This is a genomic window from Luteipulveratus flavus (genome assembly GCF_029439465.1).
Taxonomy (GTDB): domain Bacteria; phylum Actinomycetota; class Actinomycetes; order Actinomycetales; family Dermatophilaceae; genus Luteipulveratus; species Luteipulveratus flavus.
This window is the reverse complement of record NZ_JAROAV010000010.1, coordinates 157110-170877: the sequence shown is the minus strand read 5'-3', so window position 1 is coordinate 170877 and position 13768 is coordinate 157110. Positions and strand designations below refer to the sequence as shown.

Below are 13768 nucleotides of genomic sequence, written 5' to 3'. Positions count from 1 at the left end.
AGGCGTCAGCCGCCGGAGACGGACAGCTCGGCCTGCGCGACCGCCTCGGCGGCCGCACCGTCGAGCCGCTGGGAGTCCAGCCAGCCGTCCGGCAGGACCACGTGCCGCTCCGACCCCGCCCGACCGCGCTGGCCCTCGGCGGCGTCGCCCGGCCAGGGCTGGCTCAGGTCGAGGCTCGCGATGAGGTCGTCCAGGGACGCCAGTGACTCGACCGTCGCCAGCGACGAGCGGACCTGCGAGCCGGCGGGGAAGCCCTTGAGGTACCAGGCGATGTGCTTGCGGATGTCCCGGCAGGCCTTCTGCTCCGACTGGTGGAACTCGGCGAGGTAGACCGTGTGCCGACGCAGGGTCTCGCACACCTCGCCCAGGCTCGGCAGGACCCGCTCGTCCGAGCCGGCGAACGCCGCCGCGAGGTCGGTGAACAGCCACGGCCGGCCCAGGCAGCCGCGTCCGACGACGACGCCGTCGCAGCCGGTCTCGCGCACCATCGCCAGGGCGTCCTCGGCCGACCAGATGTCACCGTTGCCGAGCACGGGGATGCTGGTCACCGTCTGCTTCAGCTGGGCGATCGCGCTCCAGTCGGCGTGACCGGAGTACGCCTGCGCGGCCGTACGCCCGTGCAGCGCGACGGCCGCCGCGCCCTCCCCCTCGGCGATCCGGCCGGCCTCCAGGAAGGTGAGGTGATCGGGGTCGATGCCCTTGCGCATCTTGACGGTGACCGGCACGTCGTACGGGGTCGCCTCACGGACGGCCGCCGACACGATGCCGCGGAACAGCTCGGTCTTCCACGGCAGGGCCGCTCCCCCGCCCTTGCGGGTGACCTTCGGGACGGGGCAGCCGAAGTTCAGGTCGATGTGGTCGGCGCGGTCCTCGGTGACCAGCATGCGTACGGCCTTGCCCACCGTCGCGGGGTCCACGCCGTACAGCTGGATCGACCGCGGGCTCTCGTCCGGGTCGTGCTCGATCAGCTGCATCGAGATCGGCGTGCGCTCGACCAGCGCCCGCGAGGTGATCATCTCGCTGACGTACAGGGAGGTCGCGCCGGACGCGCCTCCGGCGGCCAGGCCGCGGTCGCCGTACTGGCGGCACAACCGGCGGAACGCGCGGTTGGTGATGCCTGCCATCGGGGCGAGGACCACGGGTGAGTCGATGGTGTGGCGCCCGATGCGCAGGGGCGGCAGCACGGGGGTGGGGGCGGGGAGTACTTCGGTCATGACCGGCCTATTGTCGCAGCCCGCGCCATCCGCCCGATCCACCCGGACGATCGACCAGGCATCACGTCGCCTACCGGCCCGGTGTGCTGGGTCGAGCGTCAGAGCCAGCCGTTGTCCACCGCGATCCGCGCGGCCTCCGCACGGATCCGCGCGCCGGTCTTCCCGATCACCGAGGACAGGTGGTTGCGCACGGTGCCCTCGGACAGGAACAGCGCTCGCGCGACGTCGGCGACGGTGCCGCCGTCGAGGCTCGCGCGCAGCACCTCCGCCTCGCGCTCGGTCAGCGGGGACTCCCCGGCGATGAGGCTGTCCGCCGCGAGCGCCGGGTCCACGACGCGCAGGCCCTGGTGGACCCGCCGGACCGCGTCGGCGAGCTCGCGCGCCGGTGTGTCCTTGACGACGAAGCCGTCGGCGCCCGCCTGGAGGCCGCGCCGGAGGTAACCCGGCCGGCCGAACGTCGTCACGACGAGCACCCGCACCGCGGGCAGCCGCTGCTTCAGGGCGGCGGTCGCCGCGATGCCGTCGAGACCGGGCATCTCGACGTCCATCAGGACCACGTCCGGCCCGGCCCGCACCGCCTGCGGCACCACCTCGTCACCGCGCCCCACCTCGCCGACCACCTGCAGGTCGTTCTCCAGGTCGAGCAGCGCTGCCAGTGCTCCGCGCACCATCGCCTGGTCGTCCGCCAGCATCACCTTGATGCTCATGCCTGCGTGGTCTCCCTCGTCGTCCTGCTGGTGGTCGGGGTGCCGCTCGCCGCGACGGTCAGCTCGAAGCCGGACGGCTCACGCTGACGCGTCACCAGGACCGCACCGGCCGCGGTCGCCCGCTCGCGCAGCCCGCGCAGACCGTTGCCGCCGCCGGAGGAGCCCTGGGCCCCCCGACCGTCGTCCGTGACGGTCACGCTGGTCGGCGTGAGCGTGATGGTGCACTCCTGCGCGCGGCTGTGCCGCAGGATGTTGGTGATGGCCTCGCGCACCGTCCAGGCGAACATCTCGCGCAGGTCGGTCGACACCTCGTCCGTCGCGCGCGGCACCTCGGCCCGGATTCCCGCGGCGGCCAGCACCTCCCGGGCCCGCGCCAGCTCACCGGCGAGGGAGATCTCGCGGTAGCCCTCGACGGCGCGGCGCACGTCCGACAGCGCGTCGCGCGAGAGCCGCTCGAGGTCGGCGACCTCGGCGCGAGCACGCACCGGGTCGGCGTCCAGCAGCCGGCCGGCCAGCTCGGCCTTGACGGTGATGACGGTCAGGGAGTGCCCGAGGATGTCGTGCAGGTCGCGGGCCATCCGGTTGCGCTCGTCCTGGACGGCGAGCCGGGCGTTCTCGCGCCGGACCTCGACCAGCGCCCGCTGCCGACGGGCGGCGAGCATGGCCCCGGAGACGGCGATCATCGCCAGCAGGATCGAGCCGCCCAGGGAGGCGTCGCGCTCCCAGCCGGTGTAGAGCCAGGCGAGCAGCTCGTACGCCACGATCAGGCCCACTCCGACGGCGAGCGCGATCCACAGCCGGAAGGTCCAGCAGCCCGCCACGGCCAGGAAGACCCAGGTCGCCGTACCGTCCTGGCCGACCACCAGGGTGCAGGCGAGCGCCGTCAGGGCCAGCAGCGCGTACCAGGCGAGGTGGCGCAGCCGGTTGACCTCGCCGGAGGGCCGAGCACCGAAGGACGCCGTCCGGGCGGCGTTGAAGTGCAGCAGGTAGACGGCGCCGAAGGCGATGGTGAGCGCCACCCCCGCCGCGCCACGGACGTGGTTCGGCATCCGCCAGGCGGTCGCGATCGGCGTGGCGAGGAAGACCAGCCAGACACCGGCGAAAAGGGCGGAGACGACCAGCCCCGACATCCCGCGCTCCTCGCCCTCCGGCGCGGCCGCGTCGGCGTCGTCCGGCACGGTCGCGAACCATGCCGGACGACGATCAGTGGCGCTCATGGCGCCCACTCTGGCACCTGGGCGCTCAGACCCGACGGGTGTCCCGGCGGAACCGCCACACCGCGCCGCCGACGAAGATCGTGAGCCAGACCACGATGTTCAGCGCCCACTGCCACGCCTGCACGCCCTCGGCGGTCAGCGGCAGGTGGGCCATCATGCTGACACCCCACATCGGCGTGAGCTGGGCGACGTGCTGCATCGTGCTCCCCATCGCGGGATAGGGGTAGAAGATGCCACCGCCGAAGGCCAGGAAGGCCATCAGCGGACCGATCACCTGCATGGCGTTCTCGGTGGGCAGCAGGTACCCCATGAACAGCCCGAACGCCGCGAACATCAGCGCGCCCGCCCACACCAGCACCGCCGAGGTGATCCAGGCGCTGCCCGGCATCTCGGCCTTGCCCGTCTGCCCCACCGCGTACACCAGCGCGACGGGCAGCAGGCCGAGCACCATGGCCGCGACGACCTTGACCGTGATGTAGGCGAAGCCGCTCAGCGGGGTCAGCCGCAGTTGCCGGGACCAGCCCTGCGAGCGCTCGACCGACACCGAGGCGGCGGCCGACGTGGTCGCGACCATGGCGCCGTACAGCGCGAAGGAGATGACGGAGTACGCGGCGTAGTTGCCGGCGCCCAGCCGGTCGTCGCCGTACTCGGCGTTGCCGAAGGCGAAGTAGAACGCGACCGGCATCAGGAGGGTGAAGATCATCGTGCGCCGGTTGCGCAGGACCCGGCGCAGCTCGATGCGCAGGAGGGTGACGTTGAGACCGCCCCGCGGCGGCACGGTCCGGGACGCCGCGTCGATGCGGTTCTCGGGGGTGAGGGTCGTCATCGGTCAGGCTCCTTCGGCGTCGCGGCCGGTCAGGGCGATGAACGCCTCTTCCAGGCCGTGGGCGGTGATCTCGAGGTCGTGGGCGCCGGTGCGGGTGAGCAGGTGGCGGGCCACCGCGTCGGAGTCGGTGGTGTGCACCAGGACCGACTCCCCGCGCAGCTCCAGGCCCTGGACGCCGGGCACGGCCCGCAGCTCCGACTCGTCGAGCGAGGGCACGGTCGCCCGTACGGTGCGGCCGGCGCTGCGGGCCTTGATCTGCGCGGCGGTGCCGTCCGCGACGATCTCGCCGTCGCGGACGAGCACGATGCGGTCGGCGTACTGGTCCGCCTCCTCCAGGTAGTGGGTGGCGAAGAGCACGGTGCGTCCGCGGGCTGCGTCGGCCCGGATCGCCGACCAGAAGTCGCGCCGCCCGGTGACGTCCATCCCCGTCGTCGGCTCGTCCAGGATGATCAGCGCCGGGTCGGACATCAGCGCCATCGCGAACCGGAGCCGCTGCTGCTGGCCGCCGGAGCAGGTGCCGACCCGCTGCTTGGCGATGTCGGCGATCCCGGCTCGGTCCAGCACCTCGCCCACGGTGCGGGAGTGGCTGAACAGCGACCCGGTCAGCTCGACGGTCTCGGCGACCGTGAGGTCCTTGAGCAAGCCACCGGTCTGCATCACCGCCGACACCAGCCCGCGCTCGATCGCGCGGCGCGGCGCCATCCCGAAGACCTCCACCTCCCCCGCGTCGGGTCGGGTGAGCCCGAGCACCATGTCGATCGTCGTGGTCTTGCCAGCCCCGTTGGGTCCGAGGAAGGCCACGATCTCCCCCGGCTCGACCCGCAGGTCGATCCCCCGGACGGCATGCACGCTCCCGAAGGACCGGTGCACACCGTCCAGCCGGATCGCTGCGGCCGAGCCGCTCTCCCCTGATTCGTGGCCCGTCGCCACGGACACCTCTGTCGTCATGCCGCCACTCTGGCGCGGGCGAGGACCCTCGACCCCACACGCGCGTCACGGCGTACGCGTGACATCCGTCATCGTCGGCGGCCCGCCTGCGGGCGGCACCGCTGCCGACGACAGGGAGCGCGCGTACGCCGTGACGTCGAGCGAGCGGTCCGGCGTCAGCTCGTGGCGAGCGTCAGGCCGTACGCGGAGAGGATCTCTCCCACCGGCTGGAAGTAGGTCTGGTTCTCCTGCCCGTAGACCTGCAGGCAGCGGCCGTTGATCATCGCCCCGCCGCTGGTCACGCCCTGGGCGTAGTTGCCGACCATCCACGGACCGCCGGAGTCACCGCCCTCGGTGCAGGCGCTGGCGCGGGTCAGCCCGGACACGACGTCACCGCCGCCGTAGTTGACCTGCTGGTTCTTGGCGCGCACGTACCCGCAGGTCCACCCGGTGGTGCGACCGGACTTGCAGATGGCCGAGCCCACCGCGGCGTTCGAGGACCCCTTCACCGCGCGGACCGACCCGTTGTACAGGTCCACCGCGCCGACGCCGGTCCAGCTGGACGTCAGCGAGGAGTACGCGTAGTCGTTGCCCGGGAAGGAGTACGCCTGCGTCCGGCCGAGGGTGATGCCGTTGCGGGTGAAGGTGGGGTAACCCTCGCCGCAGTGGCCAGCGGTGATGAAGACCGGCGTCGAGCCGCGCCGGGCGTTGAAGCCGAGCGAGCACACGTAACCGTTGAACGCGATCTGCTGCCCTCCGTAGACGTTGGCCTGCGGGCTGATCCGGGCGGTGGTGCCGACCACCTTCACACCGCCGAGGCCGCGCAGGGCGGTGCGGGTCCGGGCGACGTCGGCCGCGGGGACGGTGACCGTGACGGTGTTGGCGACCACATCGGTCCCGAGCGCCGAGAAGCCGGTTCCGAGGCGGCTGCGGACGGTGCGCTGGGTCGCGTCGAGCTGCTGGGTCGACCGCGTGACAACGCGGGCGACGGCACCCTGGGACCGGACCGATCCGGCGTCCGCGGTCCTCACCACGGTGACGACGAGGCGACCCTGCCCGTCCAGGTAGGAGCCGCCGGTGCGCGAGGATCCGAGGCCGGACTCCATCCGTGCGCCCTGGGCGGTCTGGCGGGGCTCGGCGGCGACCCGGGCGCGCGCGGCGGCGAGGCTGATGCCGCGGTCCTTTGCCAAGAACCGGGCGGTCATCTCGGTGGCGTCCCCGCTGCCCTGTACGCTTCGTGGCGCCGGATGATGCGCGGCGCCGGCGCCGGGTGCGGCGGCCAACGAGGTCACGAGCAGTCCTGCAGCGGCAACAGCAGTGGCAAGCTTCGAGGTCTGAGCATTCATGCCTGATCTCCTGCGTGCGAGGGGCCACGGGGTACGGGCCCCGGTGGCAGGACCGTAGGCGTGATTCGGGCTGCACCGGCCCAAGGTGAGTCCCGGGATCGGCCACGCAGCGGTCAAGAGTTGGTCAGGCCCCTCCGGCTGACTACCCTCTGCGCGTGCCTCCGCAGTCAGCGCCGCAGCCGTCCGCCCCCAAGCCGTCCGTCCGTACGAGCGCCGTACGCAGCCGGGTCGAGCACGCGAGCCACCCCGTCCTGCAACGGCTGGCCCGGCTGCCCCGGTTCACTCCCCTGGTCCTGTTCGTGGTGCTCGCCGTGCTCGGCGCGGTGCTGCGCGGCTGGGTCGGCGCGGTGTGCTTCGGCGTCCTGACCGTGCTCGTCGCCTGGCTGCTCTACCTCAGCTGGCCGCGGCTGGGGAGCCTGGAGCGGCTGATGCGGCTCGCCCTGCTGCTGCTGACCGCGGTGCTGACCCTGGTGACGGCCGTCCCTCGCTGAGCCTCTTTTTGACAATCGTTCTCAGTTGAGTTGAGAATGGTTGTCATGAACTCACGTGTCGCCGCCACCGCCGCAGCCGCCCTGCTCGCCCCCCTCGCGCTGTCGGCCTGCGGCGACGACGAGGCGTCGGCCTCCTCCGGGATGGACGTCGTGACCTCCTTCTACCCGCTGCAGCTGGCCGTCCAGCAGATCGGCGGCAGTCACGTGACGGTCACCGACCTCACCAAGCCAGGCACCGAGCCCCACGACCTGGAGCTGTCACCCAAGGACGTCGCGAAGGTCAGCAAGGCCGACCTGCTCGTCTACCAGAAGGGCATCTCGGGCGCCGTCGACCAGACCGCGCGGAACCAGGCGGGGGACCGGGCGTACGACGTGTCGGGCGCAGCTCACCTGGACCTGCACCTCGAGGAGGGCGTCGGCGAGGAGGACCACGGCGGCGAGGGCGAGGAGGCGCACGACCACGACCACGGGGGCACCGACCCGCACTTCTGGCTGGACCCGGTGCGCTACCAGGGCGTCGCGAGCGCCGTCGCGGACCGGCTGAGCAAGGCCGACCCGGAGCACCGGGCCGACTACGCCGCGGGGCTGAAGTCCTTCAACGCCCGGCTCGGCACGCTGTCGACCGAGCTGACCGCCGGCCTGCGCTCCTGCGCCCAGAAGAACCTGGTCACCAGCCACGCGGCGTTCGGCTATCTCGCCGCCCGCACCGGACTGCACCAGGTGCCCATCGCCGGCCTCTCCCCCGAGTCCGAGCCGGACGCCGCCCACCTCGCCGCCGTCGCGCGCTACACCAAGCAGCACGGCATCCGTACGATCTACGCCGAGACCCTCGGCTCGCCCGAGTTCGCCAGGACCGTGGCCCGCAGCACCGGTGCCACCACGGCGGTGCTCGACCCGGTCGAAGGGATCACCGACTCCTCCGCCGGCAAGGACTACTTCGAGGTCATGCGGTCCAACCTGGCGACCTTGAAGAAGGGCCAGGCGTGCACATGAGCGGCTCATCGTCCGGCTCGGGGATCCTGCAGCTGCAGGGCGCCTCGTTCGGGTACGCCGACCGCGCCGTCGTCCGGGGCGTCGACCTGGACGTCGAGCCCGGCGAGGTCGTCGCGCTGCTCGGCCCGAACGGCTCGGGCAAGTCGACCCTGGTGCGCGGCCTGCTCGGCCTCAACGAGCACCTCGGCGGCTCGGTCCGCCTGTTCGGCACCGAGGTGGAGCGGCTGCGCGACCGCTACCGCCTCGGGTACGTCCCCCAGCGGCACACGCTGTCGGCGTCCGTGCGCGCCACCGTCGAGGAGATCGTCGCCATCGGCCGGCTGCCGCACCAGGGCTGGTTCGCCCGCCGCAGCCGCGCGGACCAGCAGATCGTGCGGGAGAGCCTGGAGCTGGTCGGGCTGTCCGACCGCGCCCAGGAGGACGTCTCCACCCTCTCCGGCGGCCAGCAGCGACGGGTGCTCATCGCCCGCGCCCTCGCGGCCCAGCCGGACGTGCTGATCATGGACGAGCCCACCGCCGGGATCGATGAGGCGAGCCAGTACGTCCTCGCCGACGTGCTGCACCGGCTCGTCGCGCGAGGCACGACCATGCTCATCGTCACCCACGAGCTCGCAGCGCTGCGCGACGTCGTCAGTCGCATCGTCGTGCTCACCAGCGGCCGCGTGATCTTCGACGACACCCCGGCGGCGTACGCCGAGCGCCGCGCCGCGGACGAGCTGGCCCACACCCACGGCGGCCACCACCACGACGACGAGCTGCCCGCCCGTCGACCGACCCCGACCGGCGCCCACGGACCCGTCGACCACCTGGGAGCGCCCGATGCTTGACCTGCTCTCGTACGACTTCATGCAGCGCGCGCTGATCGCGGCGCTCCTCGTCGGCCTCGCCGCGCCGATGGTCGGCATCTTCCTGGTGCAGCGGCGGCTGTCGCTGATCGGGGACGGTATGGGTCACGTGTCCCTCGCCGGTGTGGCCGTCGGCCTCTTCACGGGTAACCAGCCCGTCGCCACGGCACTAATCTTCGCCGTCGCGGCCGCCGTGCTGATCGAGGTCGTGCGGGCGCGCGGGAACACCAGCGGCGACGTCGCGCTGGCCATCATGTTCTACGGCGGCATCGCCGTCGGCGTCGTGCTCATCAGCAAGGCCGACACCGGTACGCCCACCAACCTGGACTCCTACCTCTTCGGTGCCATCACCACCACGAGCAGGGGCGACGTCTGGACGTTCGCGGTGCTGGCCGCGGTCATCGTGGTCACCACCTGGGTGCTGCGCCCCCGGCTGTTCGCGGTCGCCAACGACGAGGAGTACGCCCGCGCCACCGGGATGCGGGTCACGGCGCTCAACATCGCGCTCGCCGTCCTCACCGCGATCACGGTGGTGGTGTCGATGCGCGTCGTGGGCCTGCTGCTGATCAGCGCGCTGATGATCGTGCCGAACGCCGCGTCGCAGCTGCTGACCGGCAGCTTCCGGGCGGCGCTGCGCCTGGCGGTCGTGCTGGGCGTCGTCGCCAGCGTCGGAGGAGTCGCGACGTCGTACTACGCCGACACCCCGTCCGGCGGGACCATCGTGATCCTCACGATCGTGTTCTTCGTGCTCGCGTCCGTCCTCAGCGGGATGCTGGCGCGGCGACGCGGTCGCCGGCAGGAGCACCTGGACGAGCACGACCACGAGCACGGTGCCGGGTGCGGCCACCCGGCGATCCGGCACGGCGACCACGTCGACTACCTGCACGACGGCGAGCGCCACGCCGCGCACGCCGACCACTGGGACGAGCACCACATCGTCGCCGCCGGCCAGAAGGAGGAGCGATGACCACCCGCACCGACGACACCAGCCGCTCACGCCGCCCGACCCGCCAGCGGTCGGCCGTGACCGGCCTGCTGTCCGAGCTGGACGACTTCACCTCGGCCCAGGACCTGCACGCCCAGCTGCGCTCGCAGGGCGACTCGGTCGGCCTGGCCACCGTCTACCGGACGCTGCAGTCGATGGCCGCCGACGGTGAGGTCGACGTGCTGCGCACCGACGACGGGGAGGCGGTCTACCGGCAGTGCAGCACCGGGCACCACCACCACCTGGTGTGCCGCTCCTGCGGGTCGACGGTCGAGGTCGAGGGCCCTGCCGTCGAGCGCTGGGCCGAGGCGATCAGCGCCGAGCACGGGTTCGTCGACGTCACCCACACCGTCGAGATCTTCGGTACCTGCCGCGACTGCCAGTCCTGATCGGCTGCGCCCGGGCCGGCCCTGGCCTGGCACCTCGGGAGCCGTCACGGAAGGTGCGTGGCCGGCCTTTGCTGTGACTCGGTGGGCCGCTAGCCTCGGGTCGTGCGTGCGAGCCGCTCCGAAACAGCCACCGCGACAACACTTCTGGCCATCGGCGCGTTCCAGGTGGCCCTCGCCGGCGGTGCACCGTGGGGCCGAGCGTCGTACGGCGGGGCGCACCAGGGCGTTCTCCCGACTCGCCTCCGCGTGGTGAGCGGCGTCGCCGCGCTGGGGTACGGCACGGGCGCAGCCCTCATCGTCAGCGGCGCCGGCTCGCCGCGATCCCGAGTCATCGCCTTCACCGGCCTGAGCGTCCTGATGGGCATCGGGTCAGCGACCAACGCCGCGTCGCGGTCTCCGATCGAGCGCGCCGTCTGGACGCCGGTGTCGGCGGCGGCGGCCGGACTCGCCTGGCGGTCACGCACCACCCGGGCCTGAGCGTCGGTCGCACCCACCGCCAGACGGCGCAGTGCTCAGCCGGTGGTCGGGGTGGACTGGTCGATCGCCCCGCCGTACCTGCGGTCGCGCTCGGCGAAGATCTGCACGGCCTCCCACAGGTGGCGGCGGTCGAAGTCCGGCCACAGCGTGTCCAGGAACACCATCTCCGCGTACGCGGACTGCCACAGCAGGAAGTTGCTGGTGCGCTGCTCCCCCGAGGACCGGACGAACAGGTCGACGTCCGGCATGTCGGGCCAGTCCAGGTTGCGGGCGATGGTGCGCTCGTCGATGCGGTCCGGGCGCAGCTTTCCCGCGGCGACCTGCTCGGCGATCCGGCGGGTGGCGTTCGCGATCTCCGCGCGGCCGCCGTAGTTGACGCACATCTGCAGGGTCATGACCGAGTTGTCGGCCGTGATCTCCTCGGCCCGCTCCAGCTCCTTGATGACCGAGCGCCACAGCCGGGGTCGTTGCCCCGACCAGCGGCAGCGCACACCCCAGGAGTCCAGCAGGTCGACCCGGCGCCGGATGACGTCCCGGTTGAACCCCATCAGGAAGCGCACCTCGTCCGGCGAGCGCTTCCAGTTCTCGGTGGAGAACATGTACGCCGACAGGTTCTTGACGCCGAGCTCGATCGCTCCGGCGATGACGTCGATGAGCTGCGCCTCGCCGGCCTCGTGCCCCTTGGTCCGGGGCAGGCCGCGCTGGTTGGCCCAGCGGCCGTTGCCGTCCATGACCATGGCGATGTGCTGCGGCACCAGGTCCGCGGGGATCACGGGCGGTCGGGCGCCGCCGGCGTGCGGCGGTGGGGCGACGACCGGGCGGGAGGGCTCGGGGGCGCGGCGACCCCTCACCGGGTGCCCTCGCGTACGGCGGCTGTGTCAGCGGTGCGGTCCACGAGGCGCAAGGATCGCACACCGCGTTCCAGGTGCCACTGGACGTACGCCGACACCAGCCCGCTCGCCTCCTGCCGGGTGCGGTCGTCGCTGGTCGAGGCGGTCGACCAGTCACCGACCAGCAGCGCGCCGAGCAGCGTGAACGTCTCGGGCCGGGGAGCGGCCGAGCCCGGCGGCCGGCACGAGGAGCAGACGGCGCCGCCGCTGGCGAGGTTGAACGCGCGGTGCGGGCCCGGGGCGCCGCAGCCCGCGCAGGCGTCGAACGTCGGCGCCCACCCGGCGACGGACACGGCACGGACCAGGTAGGAGTCCAGCAGGAGCGAGGAGTCGTGCTGGCCGGCGGCGAGGGCACTGAGCCCACCGGCCAGGAGCGTGAACTGAGCGGTGATCGGCTCGCGCTCCTCGGTGAGCCGGTCGGCCGTCTCCAGCATCGCGGACGCCGCGGTCCAGGCGGCGTAGTCACGGGCGATCTGGTCGCCGTACGGCGCGAGGGACTCGGCCTGCGTCACGGTGTCCAGCGAGCGCCCCTCGTAGCACTGGACGTCCACGACCATGCCCGGCTCCAGCCGGGCACCGAACCGGGACCGGGTACGCCGCACGCCCTTGGCGACCGCGCGGACCTTGCCCTTGCTGCGACCGAGCAGCGTGACGATGCGGTCCGCCTCGCCCAGCTTGTGGGTGCGCAGCACGATCGCAGCATCTCGGTACAGGGACATCCCCACCATTGTGATCCCCGTACCCGACAGAACGCTCACGGACACGACCGGAGGACTACGCTCCCGGCCGTGTCCTCCTCACCCGACCGCACCTCCTACGACGTCGTCATCGTCGGCGGTGGCCACAACGGACTGACCGCCGCGGCCTACCTCGCCCGCGCCGGCCGCTCGGTCCTGCTGCTGGAGCGGCAGGACCATCTCGGTGGCGCGGCGGTCTCGGCCGAGGCGTTCGAGGGCATGGGCGCCCGGCTGTCCCGGTACTCCTACCTGGTCAGCCTGCTCCCCCGGCAGATCATCGACGACCTCGGTCTGCGCATCACGCTGCGGCGCCGCCGGTACGCCTCCTACACCCCGCGTCCGGGCGCCGACACCGGGCTGCTGGTCGACAACCAGGACGTCGCCGCCACCCGTGAGTCGTTCCGCGCCGTCGGCGCCGGGCAGGACGCGGACGCCTTCGCCGAGCTGTACGAGCGCACCGGACGCCTCGCCGAGGCGCTGTGGCCGACCGTGACCGAGCCCCTCGCGCGCCGGGCCGAGCTGCGTTCCCGCGTCGACGACTCGATCTGGCACGACCTGATCGAGCGGCCGCTCGGAGAGATGATCGAGACCCGGCTGCAGGACGACCTGGTCCGCGGCGTCGTCCTCACCGACGGGCTGATCAGCACGTTCGCCCGGGCCCACCAGCCGGATCTGCAGCAGAACATCTGCTTCCTTTACCACGTGATCGGCGGGGGTACCGGCGCCTGGGACGTGCCGGTCGGCGGGATGGGCGAGGTCTCGGGGGCGCTCGAACGCGCCGCTCGCGAGGCAGGGGCGCGGCTACGTAGCGGGAGCACGGTCAGCGCGATCGACCCCGACGGCACGGTCTCGTACGCCGACGCGGACGGCGAGCACACCGTCCGCGGCGAGTACGTCCTGTGCGGAGCGGCCCCGCAGGTCCTCGCCGGCCTGCTCGGATCCCAGACGTCCGGGCCGGCCGCGGAGGGCGCGCAGGTCAAGGTCAACCTGCTGCTGTCCCGGCTGCCCCGCCTGCGCGAGGCGGGCGTCGACCCGGCCGCGGCGTTCGGGGGGACCTTCCACATCAACGAGCTCTACACCCAGCTGGAGGACGCGTACGCCACGGCGGCCGGCGGGCAGGTGCCGGCCCCGATGCCGGCGGAGATCTACTGCCACTCCCTCACCGACCCCAGCATCCTGAGCCCACAGCTCCACGCCTCCGGCGCGCAGACCCTCACCGTCTTCTCGCTGCAGACGCCGCACCGCCTGCTCGACGCGGCGACGCACGACGCTCAGCGCGAGGCGCTCGAGAAGGCCGTCCTGGACTCGCTGACCTCGGTGCTCGCCGAGCCGATCGACGACGTCGTGATGCGCCGGCCGGACGGTACGCCCTGCGTGGAGACGAAGACCACGCTGGACCTGCAGCGCACGCTCGGGATGTCCGGCGGCAGCATCTTCCACGGTCCGCTGGACTGGCCGTTCGCCGAGGACGACGAGCCGCTGGACACCCCGGCCCGGCGCTGGGGCGTCGCGACCGCGCACGACCGCGTCCTGGTGTGCGGTGCGGGTTCGCGCCGAGGCGGCGGCGTGAGCGGGCTGGGTGGCTACCACGCCGCCCGCGCCGTCCTGGAGGCCGACCGCTCCTGAGCCGACGCACCGTGGCCGCCTCCCCTGATCGTCCGCGACGACCGACCCGACGTCTCGCCCACCCTGGTGCACGAGAGGGAGGAACGATCGACAGGTCC

General features: G+C 72.6%; 15 protein-coding genes. 7 read left to right on the top strand and 8 right to left on the bottom strand.

Annotated features, from left to right (window positions below):
* Positions 1-5 precede the first annotated feature (5 nt).
* From dusB to P4R38_RS03900, 6 genes are all read right to left on the bottom strand, one after another.
* On the bottom strand, positions 6-1214 hold the full coding sequence (gene dusB, locus P4R38_RS03925; protein WP_277191132.1) for a tRNA dihydrouridine synthase DusB: 1209 nt from the start codon (positions 1212-1214) through the stop codon (positions 6-8).
* Positions 1215-1312: 98 nt separating this feature from the next.
* The gene (locus P4R38_RS03920; RefSeq protein ID WP_277191131.1) at positions 1313-1921 is read right to left on the bottom strand and encodes a response regulator transcription factor; all 609 of its coding nucleotides are present in this window, start codon (positions 1919-1921) and stop codon (positions 1313-1315) included.
* Positions 1918-3138, bottom strand: a complete 1221-nt coding sequence (locus P4R38_RS03915) for a sensor histidine kinase (protein WP_277191130.1) — start codon at positions 3136-3138, stop codon at positions 1918-1920. Before P4R38_RS03915 ends, P4R38_RS03920 begins: the two co-directional genes overlap by 4 nt.
* A gap of 25 nt (positions 3139-3163) precedes the next feature.
* Positions 3164-3964, bottom strand: coding sequence for an ABC transporter permease (locus tag P4R38_RS03910; RefSeq protein ID WP_275240374.1), 801 nt, complete (start codon positions 3962-3964; stop codon positions 3164-3166).
* A 3-nt stretch (positions 3965-3967) separates the two neighbouring features.
* Positions 3968-4912 (bottom strand): ABC transporter ATP-binding protein, encoded by a 945-nt coding sequence (locus P4R38_RS03905; RefSeq protein WP_277191129.1) that lies wholly within the window; start codon positions 4910-4912, stop codon positions 3968-3970.
* A 155-nt stretch (positions 4913-5067) separates the two neighbouring features.
* On the bottom strand, positions 5068-6096 hold the full coding sequence (locus P4R38_RS03900) for a S1 family peptidase (protein ID WP_277191128.1): 1029 nt from the start codon (positions 6094-6096) through the stop codon (positions 5068-5070).
* 296 nt (positions 6097-6392) lie between these two features.
* Here P4R38_RS03900 and P4R38_RS03895 point away from each other — a divergent pair, with 296 nt between their 5' ends.
* The 6 genes from P4R38_RS03895 to P4R38_RS03870 all read left to right on the top strand — a co-directional run bounded on the left by P4R38_RS03895 (position 6393) and on the right by P4R38_RS03870 (position 10417).
* Positions 6393-6728, top strand: a complete 336-nt coding sequence (locus P4R38_RS03895; RefSeq protein WP_277191127.1) for a DUF6703 family protein — start codon at positions 6393-6395, stop codon at positions 6726-6728.
* A 45-nt stretch (positions 6729-6773) separates the two neighbouring features.
* The gene (locus P4R38_RS03890) at positions 6774-7721 is read left to right on the top strand and encodes a metal ABC transporter substrate-binding protein (protein ID WP_277191126.1); all 948 of its coding nucleotides are present in this window, start codon (positions 6774-6776) and stop codon (positions 7719-7721) included.
* Entirely contained in the window at positions 7718-8548 is an 831-nt protein-coding gene (locus P4R38_RS03885; protein ID WP_277191125.1) for a metal ABC transporter ATP-binding protein, read from the top strand. The genes P4R38_RS03890 and P4R38_RS03885 overlap by 4 nt, the downstream gene beginning before the upstream one ends.
* The gene (locus P4R38_RS03880; protein ID WP_275240385.1) at positions 8541-9533 is read left to right on the top strand and encodes a metal ABC transporter permease; all 993 of its coding nucleotides are present in this window, start codon (positions 8541-8543) and stop codon (positions 9531-9533) included. Before P4R38_RS03885 ends, P4R38_RS03880 begins: the two co-directional genes overlap by 8 nt.
* Complete coding sequence (locus P4R38_RS03875) at positions 9530-9940, top strand: Fur family transcriptional regulator (protein ID WP_275240386.1); 411 nt, start codon at positions 9530-9532, stop codon at positions 9938-9940. Before P4R38_RS03880 ends, P4R38_RS03875 begins: the two co-directional genes overlap by 4 nt.
* 102 nt (positions 9941-10042) lie before the next feature.
* Positions 10043-10417: a hypothetical protein gene (locus tag P4R38_RS03870; protein ID WP_277191124.1), complete on the top strand. Its 375-nt coding sequence runs from the start codon at positions 10043-10045 to the stop codon at positions 10415-10417.
* Positions 10418-10452: 35 nt separating this feature from the next.
* Here P4R38_RS03870 and P4R38_RS03865 read toward each other — a convergent pair whose 3' ends face one another.
* Positions 10453-11268, bottom strand: a complete 816-nt coding sequence (locus P4R38_RS03865; RefSeq protein ID WP_275240389.1) for an isoprenyl transferase — start codon at positions 11266-11268, stop codon at positions 10453-10455.
* Entirely contained in the window at positions 11265-12026 is a 762-nt protein-coding gene (gene recO / locus P4R38_RS03860; RefSeq protein ID WP_277191123.1) for a DNA repair protein RecO, read from the bottom strand. The genes P4R38_RS03865 and recO overlap by 4 nt, the downstream gene beginning before the upstream one ends.
* Before the next feature lie 69 nt (positions 12027-12095).
* On the opposite strand from recO, the gene P4R38_RS03855 reads away from it, so the two are divergent.
* On the top strand, positions 12096-13670 hold the full coding sequence (locus P4R38_RS03855) for a phytoene desaturase family protein (protein WP_277191122.1): 1575 nt from the start codon (positions 12096-12098) through the stop codon (positions 13668-13670).
* Positions 13671-13768 lie beyond the last annotated feature (98 nt).

Excerpts from the sequence above, each read along its gene's own strand:
- dusB (WP_277191132.1), bottom strand. The coding sequence starts at position 1,214 with ATGACCGAAGTACTCCCCGCCCCCACCCCCGTGCTGCCGCCCCTGCGC.
- P4R38_RS03920 (WP_277191131.1), bottom strand. The coding sequence starts at position 1,921 with ATGAGCATCAAGGTGATGCTGGCGGACGACCAGGCGATGGTGCGCGGA.
- P4R38_RS03915 (WP_277191130.1), bottom strand. The coding sequence starts at position 3,138 with ATGAGCGCCACTGATCGTCGTCCGGCATGGTTCGCGACCGTGCCGGAC.
- P4R38_RS03910 (WP_275240374.1), bottom strand. The coding sequence starts at position 3,964 with ATGACGACCCTCACCCCCGAGAACCGCATCGACGCGGCGTCCCGGACC.
- P4R38_RS03905 (WP_277191129.1), bottom strand. The coding sequence starts at position 4,912 with ATGACGACAGAGGTGTCCGTGGCGACGGGCCACGAATCAGGGGAGAGC.
- P4R38_RS03900 (WP_277191128.1), bottom strand. The coding sequence starts at position 6,096 with ATGACCGCCCGGTTCTTGGCAAAGGACCGCGGCATCAGCCTCGCCGCC.
- P4R38_RS03890 (WP_277191126.1), top strand. The coding sequence starts at position 6,774 with ATGAACTCACGTGTCGCCGCCACCGCCGCAGCCGCCCTGCTCGCCCCC.
- P4R38_RS03885 (WP_277191125.1), top strand. The coding sequence starts at position 7,718 with ATGAGCGGCTCATCGTCCGGCTCGGGGATCCTGCAGCTGCAGGGCGCC.
- P4R38_RS03880 (WP_275240385.1), top strand. The coding sequence starts at position 8,541 with ATGCTTGACCTGCTCTCGTACGACTTCATGCAGCGCGCGCTGATCGCG.
- P4R38_RS03875 (WP_275240386.1), top strand. The coding sequence starts at position 9,530 with ATGACCACCCGCACCGACGACACCAGCCGCTCACGCCGCCCGACCCGC.
- recO (WP_277191123.1), bottom strand. The coding sequence starts at position 12,026 with ATGTCCCTGTACCGAGATGCTGCGATCGTGCTGCGCACCCACAAGCTG.